The 16,966-nt window shown below is 68.9% G+C and carries 18 protein-coding genes, 1 tRNA gene and 1 pseudogene; 7 read left to right on the top strand and 13 right to left on the bottom strand.

Features of this window, described 5'->3' with window-relative positions; translation table 11 throughout:
* Positions 1 to 163 precede the first annotated feature (163 nt).
* Complete coding sequence (locus QBJ89_RS04525) at positions 164 to 2,008, top strand: lytic transglycosylase domain-containing protein (RefSeq protein ID WP_431522507.1); 1,845 nt, start codon at positions 164 to 166, stop codon at positions 2,006 to 2,008.
* Between the two features lie 45 nt (positions 2,009 to 2,053).
* On the opposite strand, the gene QBJ89_RS04520 is transcribed toward QBJ89_RS04525, so the two are convergent.
* The 5 genes from QBJ89_RS04520 to ettA form a co-directional block, all read right to left on the bottom strand.
* Positions 2,054 to 3,661 carry a M28 family peptidase gene (locus tag QBJ89_RS04520; RefSeq protein ID WP_277979433.1) on the bottom strand — a complete coding sequence of 536 codons (1,608 nt, stop codon included), beginning with the start codon at positions 3,659 to 3,661 and terminating at the stop codon, positions 2,054 to 2,056.
* A 36-nt stretch (positions 3,662 to 3,697) separates the two neighbouring features.
* The gene (locus tag QBJ89_RS04515) at positions 3,698 to 4,483 is read right to left on the bottom strand and encodes an NYN domain-containing protein (protein ID WP_277979343.1); all 786 of its coding nucleotides are present in this window, start codon (positions 4,481 to 4,483) and stop codon (positions 3,698 to 3,700) included.
* A gap of 164 nt (positions 4,484 to 4,647) precedes the next feature.
* Positions 4,648 to 4,881: a hypothetical protein gene (locus QBJ89_RS04510; protein WP_277979342.1), complete on the bottom strand. Its 234-nt coding sequence runs from the start codon at positions 4,879 to 4,881 to the stop codon at positions 4,648 to 4,650.
* 50 nt (positions 4,882 to 4,931) lie between these two features.
* Entirely contained in the window at positions 4,932 to 5,414 is a 483-nt protein-coding gene (greB, locus tag QBJ89_RS04505; RefSeq protein ID WP_277979341.1) for a transcription elongation factor GreB, read from the bottom strand.
* A gap of 114 nt (positions 5,415 to 5,528) precedes the next feature.
* Positions 5,529 to 7,208: an energy-dependent translational throttle protein EttA gene (ettA, locus tag QBJ89_RS04500; protein ID WP_277979340.1), complete on the bottom strand. Its 1,680-nt coding sequence runs from the start codon at positions 7,206 to 7,208 to the stop codon at positions 5,529 to 5,531.
* 106 nt (positions 7,209 to 7,314) lie between these two features.
* Here ettA and QBJ89_RS04495 point away from each other — a divergent pair, with 106 nt between their 5' ends.
* The 4 genes from QBJ89_RS04495 to QBJ89_RS04480 all read left to right on the top strand — a co-directional run bounded on the left by QBJ89_RS04495 (position 7,315) and on the right by QBJ89_RS04480 (position 9,629).
* Positions 7,315 to 8,739, top strand: coding sequence for a M20/M25/M40 family metallo-hydrolase (locus QBJ89_RS04495; protein ID WP_277979339.1), 1,425 nt, complete (start codon positions 7,315 to 7,317; stop codon positions 8,737 to 8,739).
* 153 nt (positions 8,740 to 8,892) lie between these two features.
* Positions 8,893 to 9,156 (top strand): hypothetical protein, encoded by a 264-nt coding sequence (locus QBJ89_RS04490; protein WP_223010674.1) that lies wholly within the window; start codon positions 8,893 to 8,895, stop codon positions 9,154 to 9,156.
* Positions 9,157 to 9,179: 23 nt separating this feature from the next.
* Entirely contained in the window at positions 9,180 to 9,443 is a 264-nt protein-coding gene (locus tag QBJ89_RS04485; protein ID WP_277979338.1) for a hypothetical protein, read from the top strand.
* A 109-nt stretch (positions 9,444 to 9,552) separates the two neighbouring features.
* Positions 9,553 to 9,629: transfer RNA gene (locus QBJ89_RS04480), tRNA-Pro, on the top strand.
* A 295-nt stretch (positions 9,630 to 9,924) separates the two neighbouring features.
* Here the strand turns inward: QBJ89_RS04480 and QBJ89_RS04475 are convergent.
* Positions 9,925 to 10,176, bottom strand: a complete 252-nt coding sequence (locus QBJ89_RS04475; RefSeq protein ID WP_277979337.1) for a hypothetical protein — start codon at positions 10,174 to 10,176, stop codon at positions 9,925 to 9,927.
* A 192-nt stretch (positions 10,177 to 10,368) separates the two neighbouring features.
* Complete coding sequence (locus QBJ89_RS04470; RefSeq protein ID WP_277979336.1) at positions 10,369 to 10,710, bottom strand: hypothetical protein; 342 nt, start codon at positions 10,708 to 10,710, stop codon at positions 10,369 to 10,371.
* On the opposite strand from QBJ89_RS04470, the pseudogene QBJ89_RS20195 reads away from it, so the two are divergent.
* Positions 10,709 to 11,038, top strand: a pseudogene (locus tag QBJ89_RS20195) (alcohol dehydrogenase catalytic domain-containing protein); the annotation flags it as partial. The gene QBJ89_RS04470 and the pseudogene QBJ89_RS20195 sit on opposite strands and share 2 nt — an antisense overlap.
* Before the next feature lie 582 nt (positions 11,039 to 11,620).
* Here the strand turns inward: QBJ89_RS20195 and QBJ89_RS04460 are convergent.
* Complete coding sequence (locus QBJ89_RS04460) at positions 11,621 to 12,148, bottom strand: 2'-5' RNA ligase family protein (RefSeq protein WP_277979334.1); 528 nt, start codon at positions 12,146 to 12,148, stop codon at positions 11,621 to 11,623.
* Positions 12,145 to 14,067, bottom strand: coding sequence for a potassium transporter Kup (locus tag QBJ89_RS04455; RefSeq protein ID WP_277979333.1), 1,923 nt, complete (start codon positions 14,065 to 14,067; stop codon positions 12,145 to 12,147). The genes QBJ89_RS04460 and QBJ89_RS04455 overlap by 4 nt, the downstream gene beginning before the upstream one ends.
* 135 nt (positions 14,068 to 14,202) lie before the next feature.
* Here QBJ89_RS04455 and QBJ89_RS04450 point away from each other — a divergent pair, with 135 nt between their 5' ends.
* Positions 14,203 to 14,424: a DUF3072 domain-containing protein gene (locus QBJ89_RS04450; protein WP_183920062.1), complete on the top strand. Its 222-nt coding sequence runs from the start codon at positions 14,203 to 14,205 to the stop codon at positions 14,422 to 14,424.
* Between the two features lie 16 nt (positions 14,425 to 14,440).
* On the opposite strand, the gene QBJ89_RS04445 is transcribed toward QBJ89_RS04450, so the two are convergent.
* From QBJ89_RS04445 to QBJ89_RS04430, 4 genes are all read right to left on the bottom strand, one after another.
* Positions 14,441 to 15,082, bottom strand: coding sequence for a tetratricopeptide repeat protein (locus QBJ89_RS04445; RefSeq protein WP_277979332.1), 642 nt, complete (start codon positions 15,080 to 15,082; stop codon positions 14,441 to 14,443).
* Positions 15,082 to 15,519, bottom strand: a complete 438-nt coding sequence (gene ccmE / locus QBJ89_RS04440; protein ID WP_277979331.1) for a cytochrome c maturation protein CcmE — start codon at positions 15,517 to 15,519, stop codon at positions 15,082 to 15,084. The genes QBJ89_RS04445 and ccmE overlap by 1 nt, the downstream gene beginning before the upstream one ends.
* Positions 15,520 to 15,616: 97 nt before the next feature.
* Positions 15,617 to 16,342, bottom strand: a complete 726-nt coding sequence (gene ccmC, locus QBJ89_RS04435; protein ID WP_277979330.1) for a heme ABC transporter permease CcmC — start codon at positions 16,340 to 16,342, stop codon at positions 15,617 to 15,619.
* Positions 16,343 to 16,428: 86 nt separating this feature from the next.
* On the bottom strand, positions 16,429 to 16,950 hold the full coding sequence (locus QBJ89_RS04430) for a tetratricopeptide repeat protein (RefSeq protein WP_277979329.1): 522 nt from the start codon (positions 16,948 to 16,950) through the stop codon (positions 16,429 to 16,431).
* Positions 16,951 to 16,966: the final 16 nt, after the last annotated feature.

The following is a 16,966-nucleotide window of genomic DNA, read 5'->3' as shown; positions in this document are numbered from 1 at the left end:
TCTGTCCACCGGTCGCGTCGGTCAGAGAGTGAAGGCAGGTTCGTTGATCTTCGTCGTAGCAGCAGCAGGCGCCGCGGTTCTCGCGGCGAGTCACTATGGTAGCGTCTCCGAGCCGCAGGGTGCTCCGGCCCCAATCCCCGGCCCGGCGGCGTCGTTACCCGGCATGGCGCAGCCGCTGGCGCAGTGGAAGGTGCTCCAGCAGACCGACGCGCTGCCGTTCGACAGCTATGTCAGCTTCCTCACCGCGCACCCCGGCTGGCCCGGCGAGGCGGCGATGCGCCGCACCGTGGAGCGCAAGGCGTCCGACCCGAACGTCGCGCCTGCCAGCGTTGCGGCCTATTGCCGCCGCTGGGCGTCGCTGACCGCGGCGGGCTGGGTCGCCTGCGCGCGCGCCTATATGGCCACGGGCTCCAGCGCGCAGGCGCAGGAGGCGGCGCGCACCGCGTGGCGGCTGGGGTCGCTTTCGGCGCAGGACGAGGCGGCGGTGCTGGGCCAGTTCGGCTCGGCGCTCATCCCGGCCGACCACGACCGCCGCTTCGACGCGCTACTCTGGCAGGGCAATGTCTCGGCGGCGGCGCGCGTGCTTCCCTACACCAGCGCGGCGGCGCGGCCGCTGTTCACCGCGCGGCTCGCCTTTCGCAGCGACTCGCCCGAGGCATCGTCGCTGGCGGCGAGCGGCGATGCGATCGGCGCACGCGACCCGGGCTATATCGCGGACAAGGCGACATGGCTGCGCAATGCAGGCGCCTCGCCCAGCGCACGCTCCTGGCTGGCGCGCGCGCGCAGCGGCATGGCGCTGCCTGGCAATGCCGAGAAGTTCTACGAGGTGCTGCTGGTCAACGCGCGCGCCGCGGCAGCCGATGGTCAGTGGCAGACCGCCTATGACATCGCGCGGCAGATCGACGACGCCTATCCGCCGGGCACCGATGTCTCGACCAAGGGCTATGGCGAGCGCGACGATTACACCTCGCTGGCATGGCTGGCCGGCCAGGCCGCGACCAGGCTCAACCGCCCGGCCGACGCCCGCGCGATGTTCGAGCGCTACGGCCGCGCCAGCCAGGCACCGCAGACGCGTGCCAAGGGCTTCTACTGGGCGGCACGCGGCGCCGAGAAGGCGCAGCAGCCCGACACCGCCGCGCTGTTCGAGCGCGCCGCTGGCTATCGCGACCAATTTTACGGCCAGCTCGCGATCGAGCATCTCGGGCGCCGCCTCACCGCCCCGCCCGCACCGCCGACGCCAGCGATCGATCCCGCCGCGCGGCAGGCCTTCTATGCGCGCGAGATCGTCCGCGCCGCGCAGTTCCTTGGCCAGACCGGCCAATATCAGGACCAGACCGCCTTCGTGAAGCAGATCGCGGCGGTGGCGAAGGGCGACACCGACCATTATCTCGCCGACGAACTGTCGCGCCAGCTGCGCCGCCCGGATCTCGGCGTGCTGGTGGGGCGCAGCGCGATGCAGAACGGGCTGACCGAGTATAGCGCCAACGGCTTTCCGACCGTGGCGGTGCCGAGCGGCTACGAGGACCAGTGGACGATGATCCACGCGGTCGCGCGGCAGGAGAGCCAGTTCGACCGCACCGCGCGCAGCCCCGTCGGCGCCGCCGGGCTGATGCAGCTGATGCCCGCTACCGCGCGCGAGCAGGCGGGCAAGCTCGGCCTGTCCTATGACGCCGGGCGGCTGGTCGACGACACGGGGTACAATATCCAGCTCGGCTCGAGCTATTTTCAGCGGATCTTCGGGCTGTATGGCAGTTACCCGCTGGCGATCGCGGCCTATAACGCCGGGCCGGGCAACGTGAACAAATGGCTCCGCGCCAACGGCGACCCACGCACCGGCGCGGTCGACATGGTCGATTGGGTCGAGGCCATCCCTTATTCCGAGACGCGCAACTACGTGCAGCGCGTGCTCGAGAACGCCGTGGTGTACGACCTGATGAACCCGCCCCGCGCGCGCAGCCGCGGGCCCAACAACCTGAGCTGGTACCTGGGGCGGAGCCGCGGCGGCTGACCGCGCCGCCTGACCCGCCGACGACGGGTCAGACCAAAGCGCCGCTCACTTCCGCTCGGCGCCGCTTCGGTCACGCGTGGCGGCGAACTCGCTGCCCGGGCTCCAGCTCGGCCACACCCCGGGCCGCGCCAGCCGCACGCCGACCGTGTGGAACAGGTCCACGTCCATCGCCGCGCCGCGCAGGTCCCAGCCAGCGTCCCAGCTGTCGCAGGTCTTGTGGTAGCAGGCCATGTAATCGTCGAGCCACTTCTGCCCAGCGGTCTGACCGCCCTCTGCCAGATCGGGCGCGCCGCCGAGCGCCATCAGCAGCAGCGCGGGGACGCCGCGCCGCACCGTCGAGAAATGGTCGGCACGGTAGAACAGTCCGCGCTCGCTGAACGTCTCGGGCGTGATCGTTCGCCCCTGCCCGCGCGCCGCCGCGGCGAGCAGCGGGTCGAGCGTCGATTGGCCGGGGCCGACCAGCACCACATCCTTCGCCGGTCCCGCGGTCTGGAGGATGTCGAGCGTCAGGTTCGCCGCGGTGGTGGCAAGCGGCATCGTCGGGTGCGCCGCATAAAATTCGGACCCGAGCAGCCCGCGCTCCTCGCCGGTCCACAAAGCGAAGACGAGCGAGCGCTCGGGCGCCGGCCCCGCCTTGAACAGCCGCGCCAGCTCGACGACGCCCGCGGTGCCGAGCGCGTCGTCGTTGGCGCCCGGCCGCAGCGTGCGGCCGCTCGCGTCGGGCGGGCCGTCGCCATAGGCGTCCCAATGTGCCGCGAACATCACCGACTCACGCGGGCGGGTGCGGCCGGGGATCTTGGCGAGCACGTTGGCGCTGGTGATCCGCTCGACCTTCACCGTCGCGGCGGCGGAGAAACTCTTGCCCATCGCCACCGGACGGAAGGACGCCGAGCGCGCCTTGACGCGCAGCGCCGCCAGGTCGAGCCCGGCGGCGGCGAACAGACGCTCGGCGGTGTCGTGCTCGATCCAGCCCTGGAGCGGAACGCGCGGGTCATCCGCGCCGCGAACGATATCGTAATTCTCGCCGTTGGACGCGTTGACGGTCGACCAAGGATAGCCTGCACCCGCAGTATCATGAATGATCAGCGCCGCGGCGGCGCCCTGCCGCGCGGCCTCCTCGAACTTATAGGTCCAGCGCCCGTAATAGGTCATCCGGCGGTCGCCGAAGCGGCCCTTGGCGTCGTCGCCCGGCTGCGCCTCGAAGTCGGGATCGTTGACGAGGAAGACCAGGGTCTTGCCGCGCAGATCCATGCCCTTGAAATCGTCCCACTTGGCCTCGGGCGCGCGCACGCCATAACCGACGAAGACCAGCGGCGAGTCGGTGATCGCGATCGTCGCCGCCGGGCGCACGCTGGTCACCGCGACCTCCTTGCCCTGCACCATCGTCAGGTCGCCGACGCGCATCGCGGCATCGGGTGCGACGCGGGTGTGGACCAGCGGGACCTGCTGGAGATACTGCCCGTTCGACCCGGCCGGCGCGAGCCCCAGCGCCTTGAAGCGTGCGACCAGCCAGTCGAGCGTCCGCTTCTCGCCCGGCGTCCCCGGCGCACGCCCCCCGAAGTCGGGTGCGGCGAGCGTGCGGACATCGTCGGAGAGTCGCTTCGGATCGGCATGCGGCGCGGTTTGCGCGAGCGCTGGTGCCGCGATCAGCATAAGCGCGGCCAAGGGCGTGAGGCGTCGGGTCAAAGGTCAGTCCTTCCAGCGCACGTAGACGTGGTTCTCGCGCCGATCGACGTCGATCGAGGGGATCGCATCGACCAGATCGGAAAGCCGCTTGTAACCATAATTGCGCACGTCGAAGCTCGAGCGGTTGGCGGCGCGCTGCCCGAGCGCCGAGAGCCCGACGAACCCGTCCCTGTCGGGCTTGAGCGAGTCGTACGCGTCGTGGAGCAGGTGAAGCAGCTCGGGATCGTCCACCGTCCCCGCGGCACGCGCGGGAGCGGCAGCGGCGGCGGCGGTGCCGATCGCGGGCGGTACCGACTGGTCGAACGGCACCTCTACCCGGCGCGCGCGCTTGGGCTTGGTCGTCTCGAGCAGCGCGTTGACGTCGATGAAGCGCGTGCAGGCGTTGCGGAAACCTTCCGGCGTGTTGCTGTTGCCGAAACCGTAGACGTCAAGCCCGTCCTGCCGGATCCGCGTCGCGAGCGGCATGAAGTCGCTGTCGGACGACATGATCCCGAAGGCGTCGACGCGGCCGCGGTGGAGCAGGTCCATCGCGTCGATCGTCATCTTCATGTCGGTGGCGTTCTTGCCGCGGGTGAGATCGAACTGCTGCTGCGGCTCGATGCCGTGCTTGACGGTCATGTCGCGCCAGCCCTTGAGCGCTTCCTTGACCCAATTGCCGTACACGCGGCGAACGTTGACGCTGCCGAACTCGGCGAGCGCGGTCAGCACCGGATCGAGCGTGTGCCAGGACGCATTGTCGGCGTCGATCAACAGCGCGATGTTGCGGGTGGGAAGGTCGTCAGAGGGCATGCCGCTGCATCGACGGTGGGAGGACGCAGGTCAACGATTATGAGGATAGCGCCGCTAGTCGGTTGAGATCGCGCACGGACTGCGCCTTACCTGACGTTCGTTTAAACCGTTGGTGAGCGGCGACGGCGTGCACCGTCGCCGACCCGGCCTGTCCGATAGCCGCCTCACCCTCTATCGCTGCGATAAGCCACGCCCGCGTCGATATCGTCCTGCTTGGTTGGTCGCACGCTGCCCTCGGGATCGTCGACCTGGTCCAGATCGGCCGCGCTGCCGACCTCCCGTGCCAGCGCGCCGCCGCCGCTGCTCGGCACCGCCGCACCGCCGGGGATCATGCCCTCGATCACGGCTTTGTCGTCATGGTCACGCGCGCTCTCGGTGCGCGGGTTCTCGCTCGCCATCGTCTCTCTCCTTGTTGAGAGATCAACGGCTTAGCTGACGTCACCGTTCCTCAGCCGGGCGGATAGGATATTGCCACGACCTCATAGTCGCGCTCGCCCGCGGGGAGATGGACGCGGCGCAGGTCGCCGACCGCGGCGCCGCGGAGCGCGCGCGCCACCGGGGCATTCCAGCCGACCTTCCCGGCGCCCGCATCGGCTTCGTCGTCACCGACCAGCGTGAGCACGCGCTCCTTGTCGTCCTCGTCGACGATCGTGACAGTAGCGCCGAACCAGACGCGCGCGCGATCGGGCTGCTGCGCCGGATCGACCACCTTGGCCGCCTTCATTCGCTTCGACAGCCAGCCGAGGCGGCGGTCGATCTCGCGTAGCCGCTTGCGGCCGTAGATGTAATCGCCGTTTTCGGAACGATCGCCGTTCCCCGCCGCCCAGGCGATGGTCTCGACCAATGCGGGCCGCTCGGTGGCAAAGAGCTGGTCGTACTCGGCCCGCAGCGCGGCAAAGCCCGCGGGGGTGATGTAATTGGGTCGTTCCATCCGCGCAGCGCTAGGCCATTCGCCACCGCGAGGGGAAGCGGAGAGCGCGGCGGAGGCGGGCAGGCGGCGGCGCGCGCACGATCGCTCGCGCCCGCCACCCCGCCCCGCCTACCCTCAGCGAGTCAGCTTCTTGTACGCCAGCCGCGTCGGACGATCGGCCGCCTCGCCCATGCGGCGGCGCTTGTCCTCCTCGTAGCTCTCGTAATTGCCCTCGAACCACTCGACGTGGCTGTCGCCCTCGAAGGCGAGGATGTGCGTGCACAGGCGATCGAGGAAGAAGCGATCGTGGCTGATCACCACCGCACAGCCCGCGAAGGTCTCCAGCGCCTCCTCGAGCGCGCGCAGCGTCTCGACGTCGAGGTCGTTGGTCGGCTCGTCGAGCAGAAGGACGTTGCCGCCCTCCTTGAGCATCTTGGCCATGTGGACGCGGTTGCGCTCGCCGCCAGAAAGCTGGCCGACCTTCTTCTGCTGGTCAGGCCCGCGGAAGTTGAACGCGCCGACGTAGGCGCGCGTGCCCAGCTCCTGCTTGCCGAAGCGGAACACCTCGAGCTCGTCGGAGATCTCCTGCCAGACGTTCTTGTTGGGATCGAGGTCGTCGCGGCTCTGGTCGACATAGCCGAGCTTGACGGTCGAACCGACCTCGATCGTCCCCGCGTCGGGCTGCTCCTGCCCGGTGATCAGCTTGAACAGGGTCGACTTGCCCGCGCCGTTCGGACCGATCACGCCGACGATCCCGCCCGGCGGGAGCATGAAATCGAGGTTCTCGAACAGCAATTTGTCGCCGTACGACTTGGTCAGCCCCTTGGCCTCAATGACCTTGCCGCCGAGCCGCTCGGGCAGCTGGATCAGGATCTGCGCCTTGCCGGCAACACGATTCTCCTGCTTCGCCATAAGCTCGTCGAAGGCGCGGATACGCGCCTTGCTCTTGGTCTGGCGCGCCTTGGGAGTCTGGCGCATCCAGGCGAGCTCGTCGGCGATCGCCTTCTGCTTGCCCGCCTCCTCGCGCTCCTCCTGCTCGAGGCGCTTGGCCTTCTTCTCGAGATAGCCGGAGTAGTTGCTCTCATAGGTGTAGTAGCGCCCGCGATCGAGCTCGAGCACCCAGTTGACGACATTGTCGAGGAAGTAGCGGTCGTGGGTGACGAGGATGACGTTGCCCGCATACTCCTTGAGGAAGTTCTCGAGCCACGACACGCTCTCGGCGTCGAGGTGGTTGGTCGGCTCGTCGAGCAGCAGGATGTCGGGCTTCTCCAGCAGCAGCCGGCAGAGCGCGACGCGGCGGCGCTCGCCGCCCGACAGCTTGGTGACGTCGGCGTCGCCCGGCGGACAGCGCAGCGCCTCCATCGCCACCTCGAGCTGGTTGTCGAGCGTCCAGCCGTCGACCGCGTCGATCTTGCCCTGGAGTTCGCCCATCTCCTCCATCAGTGCATCGAAGTCGGTATCGTCCTGCGGATCGCCCATCTCGGCCGAGATCGCGTTGAAGCGGTCGACCAGGTCCGCGACGGGTCGCACGCCGTCCTTGACGTTGCCGATCACGTCCTTGGTGGGGTCGAGCTGCGGCTCCTGCGCGAGATAGCCGACGCGGATGCCCTCCGCGGCCCAGGCCTCGCCGGTGAAGTCCGGGTCCATGCCCGCCATGATCTTCATCAGCGTCGACTTGCCGGCGCCGTTGGGGCCGATGATCGCGATCTTCGCCGAGGGGATGAACTGCAGGTGGATGTTGTTGAGCACGGGCTTGTTCGCGCCCGGGAAGGTCTTGGTCAGACCCTTCATGACATAGGTGTACTGGACGGCCATCTGGCGCGCTGCTCCATGAACTGGGTGCGTCGGGAAATCGGTGGCGCGCATGTAAGCCCGCCGGCGTGCGTTGGCAAACTGGCAACGCTTGATTACGCCGCTGCGGATGAACCGCTCCCCGCTCCGGATCGCCGCGCTCGCCACCAGCGCCCTTGCCACCCTCGTCGCGCTCGTCGCGCCCGCTGCCGCGCAGCACGCGGTGCCGCGTGCGCCCGCCGCGGTGGCGCCCGAGGTGGCGGCGCTGCGCGACGCCGCGCTGAAGGACGACCTCGCCTATGAGCTGGTCGAGGGACTCACCACCGAGATCGGCCAGCGCCTCGCCGCGACCGACGCCGAGGCGCGCGCGCGCGACTGGGCGGTGAAGAAGCTCACCGCGCTCGGCTTCAGCAACGTCCGCGCCGAGCCCTTCACCATGCCGCTCTGGCTGCGCGGCGAGGAAGAGGCCGAGATCGTCGCGCCCTTCCCGCAGAAGGTGAAGCTGGTCGCGCTCGGCCATTCGGCCGCGACGCCGCCCAAGGGGCTCACCGCCGAGCTGGTCGTGTTCCCGACCTACGGCGACCTGGTGGCCGCGCCGGCGGGCTCGCTCAAGGGCAAGATCGCCTATGTCGGCAACAGCATGCAGCCGACGCAGGACGGCTCCGGCTACGGCGCCAACGGCGTCGCGCGGTTCAACGGCCCCGGCGTGGCGGCGAGCAAGGGCGCGGCCGCGATCGTGATCCGCTCGATCGGCACCGACACCCACCGCCTGCCGCATACCGGCACCACCGACTTCCCCGAGGGCGTCAGGCCGATCCCCGCCGCCGCGCTATCGGTGCCGGACGCCACGCTGATCGAGCGCATGGCGCAGCGCGGCCAGCCGATCCGGATGCACCTGCTGCTCACCCCCCGTTCGCCCGGGCCGAGCCAGTCGGGCAACGTCATCGCCGAGGTGCCCGGCACCGACCCGAGCGCGGGCGTGGTGCTGGTCGGCGGCCATCTCGACAGCTGGGACCTTGCCACCGGCGCGATCGACGATGCCAGCGGCGTCGCGATCACCGCCGCGGCGGCCAAGCGCATCCTCGACAGCGGGCAGCGGCCGCGCCGCACGATCCGCGTCGTGTGGTTCGGGGCGGAGGAAGTCGGCGGGCTCGGCGGCGCGGCCTATGCCGAGCGCCACGGCAAGGAGCGCCACGCGATCGCGGCGGAGAGTGACTTCGGCGCCGATCGGGTGTGGCGGTTCGAGACGATGCTGCCGGAGAGCGCTGCGGCGGTGGGCGACCGGCTCGTCAGCGCGCTCGCCCCGCTCGGCATCGTGCACGGCGCGGGCAAGGCGGGCGACGGCACTGACATCGCCGCCACGATCGCCACCGGTGTCGCCGGCATCGACCTCAACCAGTCCGGGCTGCGCTATTTCGACACGCACCACACGCCCGACGACACGCTCGAGCGCGTCGATCCCGAGCAGCTGCGCCAGAATGTCGCGGCCTGGACGACGATGCTGGCGGTGGTCGCCAACGCGCCGGAGGAGATCGGGCCGGTGCCGCGGCCTTGAGCTAAAAGGCTGCGCCAAGCGACCACCGTTCGTCGCAGTCTTTCGGAGAGATGAATTTTGCTTATTGACCCCCCACCGCGGTAGGGTATGGCGGGAGTTCGCGACGGCGTTGGGGTCGGCCGCGAATGGTTTATGATGCTTGGGAGCATTCAGATGAAGAAGATCCTGCTCGTCGCCGCCGCCGCGTCGCTGATGTCGGTCGCCGCCTGCTCGAAGTCGCCGGAGGCCGCCGCGGTCGAGAACAATGCCGACATGATGGCGGACAACATGGACGCGCTCGCCAGCAACGTCGCCGACGTGTCGAACACCACCGCGAACCCGTTCGCCGAGGACAATGCCGAGGCGGTTGCCGAGAACATCCACTCGGCCGCTGACAACGTCCGCGACGCCGGCGAGGACGCCGCGCACAACATGTGATCGACCGGGTCGGGTTCGGGAGGATGAGGCGCTCGCTGCTTCCGCTGCTCGCCGCCGTCGCGCCGCTCGGCGCCACCGCGTGTGACCGCAGCCCCGAACCCGCCTCGATCGGGAACAATGCCGAGATGATGGCCGACGCGCTCGAGCGCCGCGCCGACAATCTCGAGGCGATGGCTGAGGCTGCCGCCAACGACAGTGCCGCGGCGATGCTGGCCGGCGCTGAGACGAACTTCGGCGACGAGGCGGGCAATGCCGGCAACGTTGCGGCTGAACCGGCGACGCGCTGAGCGGAACCGGGGAGGCGTCGGGATCGGCTAGGGGCACCTGCGGGTGCCCCTTCGCTTGTCCAGCCGAGCTTGCGCCGCCACGCCGCGGCGACTAGGCCGGCAATCGCGTCGGGGAGTGGCGCAGTCTGGTAGCGCGCCTGCTTTGGGAGCAGGATGTCGCAGGTTCGAATCCTGTCTCCCCGACCACAGCCCTATTCCGCCACAGCCCTCGCAGCGCCGAACCGATCTGGCGCGTGCCGGCGGACGCGCTGAAGCTGGGCGTCGAGCACCAGCGCGATCCCGCGTCCGAACATCCTGTCGCCGTCGGTTTAGGCGGTGGAGGACGCCGCCGCGCTGGCGAAGCGGCCGATGCGGGTGCTAGTCGACATCAAGTGAGATGTCGCGCTCGCTGCCTGCATCATGGGCTTTGTGGTTTCTGTCTATCCGCCGCCGGCAAGCGATCGAGGCGCGTGCGCGCTCTCCTGCATCAAGTCCTTCGGAATCACTGCGGCCTAGCTCGTGGCGACTTCACGGCGGTGACGTGATCGGCGATGGCGTGGAGTTCGTCCGCGAATAAGCCCATCGCTTCGATCACCCGATCGGTCTTACCCGACGCGCTCCTGTCCGCGGCCGCCACAATGTCCGTCTTGGGACGCGCGAGCCTGGCTGCCGTCCGGATGCCCTCCGCTGCTGATTGAACATCGACAGCAGCAGGACGGCGACGCTGACCCATGTGCTCGGGATAGCTCGACAACCGAGCTCCAGCATTAATTACGATCTAGCTCAGATACATAGACCCACTTTTCGCGACGTGTTCGCCGGCTTGACCGAGAGGGCGTCCCATGCGCCGACCAAGAGCGGATCTCAGGTGCTCAGATGCCGGATCGCACTCGACATGATCTTGGCCGACGATGACGTTGTCGTTGCGGCTGCTGGCATCAAAGGATTACGCCTGCCCGCTTTTCCCTTCTGCTGGCAAGCTGCCGCCCACCTTGCTCATGGCATAGCCAAAGGCGGAGGCGACGCGTTCAGCCGCGGGCTCCCATTCGCGGCGCGATGAGACGTAATGGTCGGCACGATTGGCCTGCACCGCTACATGAGCGTGCGAGAGGATCGTCGAGGCGGCAAGATAGCGGTGACGGAGCCGCCAGCTCTGCTCGGCGTGCCGCAGCGGCCCGACCTCGTGCGCCGCCTCGCGGTCGAGTGCCCCGTGACGGGCGAGATCCCCACCGTCGACCCGCAGCCCGCCGCCCGCAAGGGCGGGGCCGATCGCTAGGAGCTTCCCCATGCGCGCACTCTGCTGGAACGGCGTCAACGACCTTCGCGTCGAGACCGTGGCCGATCCCGAGATCCTCAATCCCAGTGACGTGATCCTCAAGGTCCGCCTCTCGACCACTTGCGGCTCGGACCTGCATCTGATCGACGGCCTGATCCCGACGATGCGCGAGGGCGACGTGCTCGGGCATGAGTTCATGGGCGAGGTCGTCGAGGTCGGGCGCGACGTGACCAAGGTGGCGAAGGGCGATCGTGTCGTCGTCCCCTCGTTCATTTCCTGCGGCCAATGCTGGTATTGCCAGCACGATCTCTACTCTTTGTGCGACACCACTCACCCAAGCCCGAGTTGCAGGAGCCGCTGCTCGGTTATCCCACCGCGGGCACGGCCAGGCCAATGTCGATCGCCTGCTCGAACACGCGCAGCGCAGCGAACTAACCCCGCCGCGCTGGCGACGCACCGCTTCGCGCTCGAGGACAGCCCTACCGGCTATCGCATGTTCAAGCATAAGGAGGAGGGCTACCTTCGTGCCGTGTTCGTGCCGTGAGCGACGATCCTCATCGCTCGAGCAGCGCGGCGTCGCGTGCTCGCACCCTGTCGCAGGATAACATTTGTCTCATCGGATCTTCAGCAACGAGCGACCGCCAGCGACCTGCCCGATCTCAGCGGCAAACAACTCTTTGCACGCCGCACCGCGACCGTCGCCACGCGCTGCCGCTCGGCGCGCCGCTCGTGCGCGCAGCTACACGCGCCGGCGTAGGTGAAGGTAGGTCGGATCATCGCCGCACATCGCGCGCAGCGGATTGATGTCGTGCACGTGGATTATCTTCCTGGTCACGAAGATCAGGCCTGTGCGACGGGCGGATCTGAGCGCACGCGATCACCATAGCTGCGACCTCGCGTATCACGCCGGTTGCCGTCTTGCTCAGCCGTCGAACGGGTGGCGTGACAAGGGCTCCCACGGGCCACCGCGATACCAATAGGCCGCGAGCCCCGCGATCGCCACCGGGCGCGCCACGAACGTCGCCGTGAGCTGCTCGAGCAGCGCGCGCGCCTCCCTCGGCTCGACCTTGTTCTGCACCGTCACGTGCGCGCGCCAGCCGGCCTGATCCTGCGGCGTCAGCAACCCGCTGAACGCCTCGGCGAGGCGCGCACGGATCGCCTCCAGCTCGGCGCTTTCGATGCGATAGGCGACACCGCGCCCCAGCGAGATCACCCCCGCGAGCCGCGCCCGCGGCGGTGCCACGCCGCGAGTCTCCGCCACCAGCCGCTGGCGCAGTTCGGCCGCGCCGCTCGGCGGCAGATGGTGGAACATCGTCAGGTGCGCCGCCAGCTGGTTCCGTTCGGGCGGGAAATGAGCGCGACGCTGCGCGTCGAGGAACGCCTGGTCCGCCGCACCGAACAGCGCGGTGACGATGATCGGCGCCTGGGTCGGGGCGGCAGGCTCGGTCAAATCTCGATCTGACTGCCCAGCTCGACCACGCGATTGGTCGGCAGGCGGAAGAATTCCATCGCGCTCTCGGCGTTTCGCAGCATCCAACTGAACAATTTCTCGCGCCAGATCGCCATACCCGGCCGGTCCGAGGCGAGCAGTGTCTGGCGGCTAAGGAAGAAGCTGGTGTCCATCATGCGGAACTCGGCACCGCAGCCGTCATAGGAGCGCAAGTGCGCGGGCACGTCGGGCTCTTCCATGAAGCCATAGCGCAGCACCACACGGTGGAACCCCTGGCCGAGATCCTCGTGAAGAAAACGGTCTTGCTCAGGGAAGTACGGCATGTCCGTGACGCGCACTGTCAGCAGGATCACGCGCTCGTGCAGCACGCGATTGTGCTTGAGATTGTGCAGCAGCGCGTGCGGCACGCCCTCCGGCGTCGAGGTCATGAATACCGCGGTGCCGGGGACGCGCGTGGCGGAGGTGGCGGCGGAGTCGATGAAGATCTTGATCGGCATCGCCGCCTCGCGCATCCGCTCGAGCATCAGCTTGCGCCCCTGCGACCAGGTGGTGAGCAGCACGAAGACGATCACCGCGACCAGCAGCGGAAACCAGCCGCCGTCGGGCACCTTGGTCAGGTTCGAGGCGAAATAGAGCCCGTCGATCGAAAGAAAGGTGATCTCGAACAGCGCGGTCGCCCAGATCGGCCAGTGCCATACGCGGCGGATCAGCACCCCGACCATGCAGGTCGAGATGAACATCGTTCCCGTCACCGCGATGCCATAGGCCGCGGCCAGGTTGGACGATTCGCCGAAACCGAACACCAGCAGCAGCACCATGATCATCAGTGCCCAATTGACCGCCGGAATGTAGATCTGGCCCGCTTCCGACGCGCTGGTGTGCGTGATCCGGATCCGCGGCATCAGTCCGAGCTGCACCGCCTGCTGCACCACCGAATAGGCGCCGGTGATCACCGCCTGGCTCGCGATCACCGTCGCCATCGTGGCGAGGATCACCAGCCACAGACGCCAACTCTCCGGCGCCATCAGGAAGAAGGGGTTCTCCGCCGCGGCGGGGTTCTCCAGCAGCAGCGCGCCCTGGCCGAGATAATTGATCATCAGCGCGGGCAGCACGAAGCCGAGCCAGGCGTAGGAGATCGGCTTGCGCCCGAAATGCCCCATGTCGGCGTAGAGCGCCTCCGCGCCGGTCACCGCCAGCACCACCGAGCCGAGCGCGAGGAAGGCGAGCGTGCCGTCGTTGGCGGCGAAGCGCACCGCGTACATCGGGTTGAGCGCGTAGAAGATGTCGGGGCGCTCGACGATGTGGATCCCGCCCATGACGGCGAGGACGACGAAATAGACCAGCATGATCGGCCCGAACAGCCGCCCCACCTTCTCCGTCCCGATCGATTGCATGTAGAAGAGCGCGATCAGGATCGTCACCGCGATCGGCAGCACGAACGAGTCGAAGCCCTGCTCCACCGTCGCCAGGCCCTCGACCGCGGACAGCACCGAGATCGCGGGCGTGATCATGCAGTCACCAAAGAACAGCGCGGTGGCGAGCACGCCGAGGATGACGAGGCTCGGCCCCCAGCGCTTGCCCGCCCCCGAGCGGCGCTGGATCAACGCGAGCAGCGCGAGGCTGCCTCCCTCCCCGTTGTTGTCCGCGCGCAGGATGATCAGCACGTATTTGAGCGTGACGATCAGCATCAGCGACCAGAACACGAGGCTGATCACGCCGAAGATATGAAGCGGGTCGACCGCGAGCGGATGGTGCCCGACGAACACCTCCTTCATCGCGTACAAAGGACTGGTGCCGATATCGCCGTACACCACGCCGATCGCGCCCAGCGCGAGCCGGGCGAGCCCGCCGCCGCTGCCGTGATGATGCCCCGCCTGGGCCTGCGCCCGGACCGCGGGATCGTCGGTGTTCACGCTCATGCGTTGCCGACCGTGCTCGAGGCGTCGCCCGCGTGTTTACCCATGGTACTGGCGCGCCTAGCACGCGCGCCGGGGGCCGGCAACGCGGAACAGATATCGAACGGCGGGGTTGTGGACACACTACAGGAGATGGTGATGAGCGACGACAACCCCAAGACCCACCCCTTCTCGAACGCCGAGAAGAATCCCGACGACTGGACCACCGGCGACGAGCCGATGACTGGCGCGCAGGCGAGCTACCTCAAGACGCTGAGCGAGGAGGCGGGCGAATCGTTCGACGAGACGCTGAGCAAGGCCGACGCGTCGAAGAAGATCGACTCGCTGCAGGAGCAGACCGGGCGCGGCAAGGCCGACTGACCCGATCGCGCGGGCGTCACCCTCCGCGTGAGGGTTCGACGCCCGCCGCGATGAACTGATCGAGCACCAGCACGCGCCGCACCAGCTCACGGCGATAATCGGTGCCGGGCGCGGAGAGTGCCACCGCGCGCAGCCACAGCGCGCGCGCCTGCGCGAGCTGGCCCGCCTTGAGATATGCCATGCCGAGATAGTAAGGCGGGGCCGGATGCTCGGGCGCAATCCGCGCCGCCTGGCGGAAGGCGAGCAACGCTGGCGGCGAGAGCCGGTCGTCCGCGTCGGCGGCGAGTGTCACGCCTGCCCAAGTCCACAGGATGAAGCTCTTCGGCAGCTTCGAGAGGCCCCCCAGCACCACCCGCGCGGCGGCGCGGCTGTTGCCGCTGCGCGTCATCGCGTCGGCGGCGACAAGATAGGCGGTGTCCGCGGTGTAGCGACCGAGGAGGCTATCGCGTAGCGCGATCTCGTCAGGGTCGATCGGCGCGATCTCGGTGCGCGGCGTCGCCGACTTGGCAGCGAGCAGCGGCGAGCCCTGCCAGGCGTAGCCGGCGCCGCCGAGGCAAAGCGCCGCGGCGAGCAGCGTCCACAACGCCCGCTCCGCCCGCAGCAGCGCCAGGGCGGCGAATGCCCCGGCACCGAGCAGCAGCAGCGCGACGAAGCCCATCACTGCTTCTCCAGCGTGCGGGTCTCATGCATCTTGCCCGCCATCTGCGGCGGCATGTATTTCTCGTCGTGCTTGGCAAGCAGGTTGGTCGCGCTGAACGAGCCGTCGCGATTGAAGTGCCCCTCCGCGACCACGCCAGAGCCCTCGCGGAACAGGTCGGGGGCGATGCCGCTGAAGCGCACCGGAGTCGTCGCCTGCCCGTCGGTCACGGTGAAGGCGATCGATACGCCGTCACTTGCGCGCCGGAGCGAGCCGCGCTCTACCATGCCGCCGAGCCGCACCGCGCGGTCGGGCGCGGGCAGCGCGCCGCGCACGTCGCTCGGGGCGTAGAAGAAGGCGGCCTGCCCGCGCAGCCCCGACAAGGCCAGCAGCGCCGCCGCCGCGAGCGCGACGAGGCCGAGCGCCACCAGCGTCATCCGCTGCGACTTGGGCGTCATTTCTCGTGCTTCCGCATCGCGCGATAGCTCAGCCAGCCGACCAGTACGCCGGCGCCGAGGACGAGCGCATAGGCCGCCGTGACGAAGGGCCAAGGGTTCACGCCAGCGCCCTCCGCCGCAGCCGCGCCTCGGCCTTGGCGGCAGCGAGGATCGCGCGCATCCGCATCAGCACGATCGCGCCGAACAGGCAGGAGAAGCCGACGAGCATGATCGGCAGCGGCCACAGCAAGGACCGGTCGATCGTCGACGAGGTCAGCCCGATGCTCGGGCCCTGGTGCAGCGTGTTCCACCACACCACCGAATAGCGGATGATCGGCAGCAGCACGGTACCGGCGATGCCGTAGATCGCGGGCACGCGCCCGTCGCCACCGCGCTCGCGGTCGGCATTGGAGAGCGCGATGAAGCCGAGATAGACGAAGAACAGCAGCAGCATCGAGGTCAGCCGCCCGTCCCACTGCCACCACGTTCCCCAGGTCGGCCGCCCCCAGATCGCGCCGGTGACGAGGCACAGAGCCGCGAAGGTCGCGCCCGGCACCGCCGCGGCGCGCGCGGCGACCTCCGCGAGCGGGTGACGCCACACCAGGAAAGCGGTGCTCGCGATCGCGATCGCGCTCCACCCGCCCATGCCGAGCCAGGCGGCGGGAACGTGGACGTAGAGGATCCGCACCGTCTCGCCCTGGAGATAGTCGGGCGGGGTCTGGGTCAACCCGGCCCAGCTGCCGAACGCGACCAAAGCCACGCCGAGCCACCACAGCCAAGGGGTGAGCGGGCGCGCGATCCGCAGGAAGCGGGCGGGATTGGCGAGGGCGTGAAGCGTCGGCAAGGGGCGGTGCGATCGATCAGGTCAGGCGGGTGAATCAGCTAGGCGATGGAGCAGCTTAGCGGCACTCGCGCGATGACGCGAGCGGATCAGTCGCGCGACGACGGCGGCGCCGCGGGCGGCACGGTGCTGGGCGCGCTGACCTGCGCAGTGGTGACCGGCGGGCCCTTGGCGATCACTGCGGCGAGTTCGGTCGCCTGGGTGCACTGGCCCTGGCACAAGGTGCGCACCCGAGCGAGGTTCTGCTTGGCGCGCTCCACCGCACCCTTGGCCACCATCGCTTCTCCCTGACCGGTCAGCGCGGCGATGTCGTTGGGCTCGAGCAGCAGCGCCTCGCGATAGAGCCGGATCGCCTTGCCCGGGAGCTGACGCGCCTCGGCCACCTGCGCCAGCGCGATAAAAGCCTGGCGGTTGCGCGGATCGACCGCCGCCGCGCTCTCGAACAGATCGGTCGCGCCGTCGATATTGCCCGCGGCGCGCGCCGCTTTGCCCTGCTGGAGCAGCGCCATGCTGCGCGCGTCAATCTGGTCGTCGGGACGCTGGCCGTGCAGCGAGGTCGAGATCGACACCAGCGCCAGCGCCGCCGCAGCGGCGACCGAGGTGAAACGCATGAACGGCTCCAGCTTC

Origin of the sequence: Sphingomonas phyllosphaerae, from assembly GCF_029623345.1 — a bacterium.
GTDB classification, from domain to species: domain Bacteria; phylum Pseudomonadota; class Alphaproteobacteria; order Sphingomonadales; family Sphingomonadaceae; genus Sphingomonas; species Sphingomonas phyllosphaerae_C.
Note: the sequence above shows the minus strand (reverse complement) of the source record. Positions and strands in the feature narration are given on the sequence as shown.

Bases quoted from the DNA above. Each gene is read 5' to 3' on its own strand.
- QBJ89_RS04525 (WP_431522507.1), top strand. From the start codon at position 164: ATGGCGCAGCCGCTGGCGCAGTGGAAGGTGCTCCAGCAGACCGACGCG.
- QBJ89_RS04520 (WP_277979433.1), bottom strand. From the start codon at position 3,661: ATGCTGATCGCGGCACCAGCGCTCGCGCAAACCGCGCCGCATGCCGAT.
- QBJ89_RS04515 (WP_277979343.1), bottom strand. From the start codon at position 4,483: ATGCCCTCTGACGACCTTCCCACCCGCAACATCGCGCTGTTGATCGAC.
- QBJ89_RS04510 (WP_277979342.1), bottom strand. From the start codon at position 4,881: ATGGCGAGCGAGAACCCGCGCACCGAGAGCGCGCGTGACCATGACGAC.
- greB (WP_277979341.1), bottom strand. From the start codon at position 5,414: ATGGAACGACCCAATTACATCACCCCCGCGGGCTTTGCCGCGCTGCGG.
- ettA (WP_277979340.1), bottom strand. From the start codon at position 7,208: ATGGCCGTCCAGTACACCTATGTCATGAAGGGTCTGACCAAGACCTTC.
- QBJ89_RS04495 (WP_277979339.1), top strand. From the start codon at position 7,315: ATGAACCGCTCCCCGCTCCGGATCGCCGCGCTCGCCACCAGCGCCCTT.
- QBJ89_RS04490 (WP_223010674.1), top strand. From the start codon at position 8,893: ATGAAGAAGATCCTGCTCGTCGCCGCCGCCGCGTCGCTGATGTCGGTC.
- QBJ89_RS04485 (WP_277979338.1), top strand. From the start codon at position 9,180: ATGAGGCGCTCGCTGCTTCCGCTGCTCGCCGCCGTCGCGCCGCTCGGC.
- QBJ89_RS04470 (WP_277979336.1), bottom strand. From the start codon at position 10,710: ATGGGGAAGCTCCTAGCGATCGGCCCCGCCCTTGCGGGCGGCGGGCTG.
- QBJ89_RS04455 (WP_277979333.1), bottom strand. From the start codon at position 14,067: ATGAGCGTGAACACCGACGATCCCGCGGTCCGGGCGCAGGCCCAGGCG.
- QBJ89_RS04450 (WP_183920062.1), top strand. From the start codon at position 14,203: ATGAGCGACGACAACCCCAAGACCCACCCCTTCTCGAACGCCGAGAAG.
- QBJ89_RS04445 (WP_277979332.1), bottom strand. From the start codon at position 15,082: ATGGGCTTCGTCGCGCTGCTGCTGCTCGGTGCCGGGGCATTCGCCGCC.
- ccmE (WP_277979331.1), bottom strand. From the start codon at position 15,519: ATGACGCCCAAGTCGCAGCGGATGACGCTGGTGGCGCTCGGCCTCGTC.
- QBJ89_RS04430 (WP_277979329.1), bottom strand. From the start codon at position 16,950: ATGCGTTTCACCTCGGTCGCCGCTGCGGCGGCGCTGGCGCTGGTGTCG.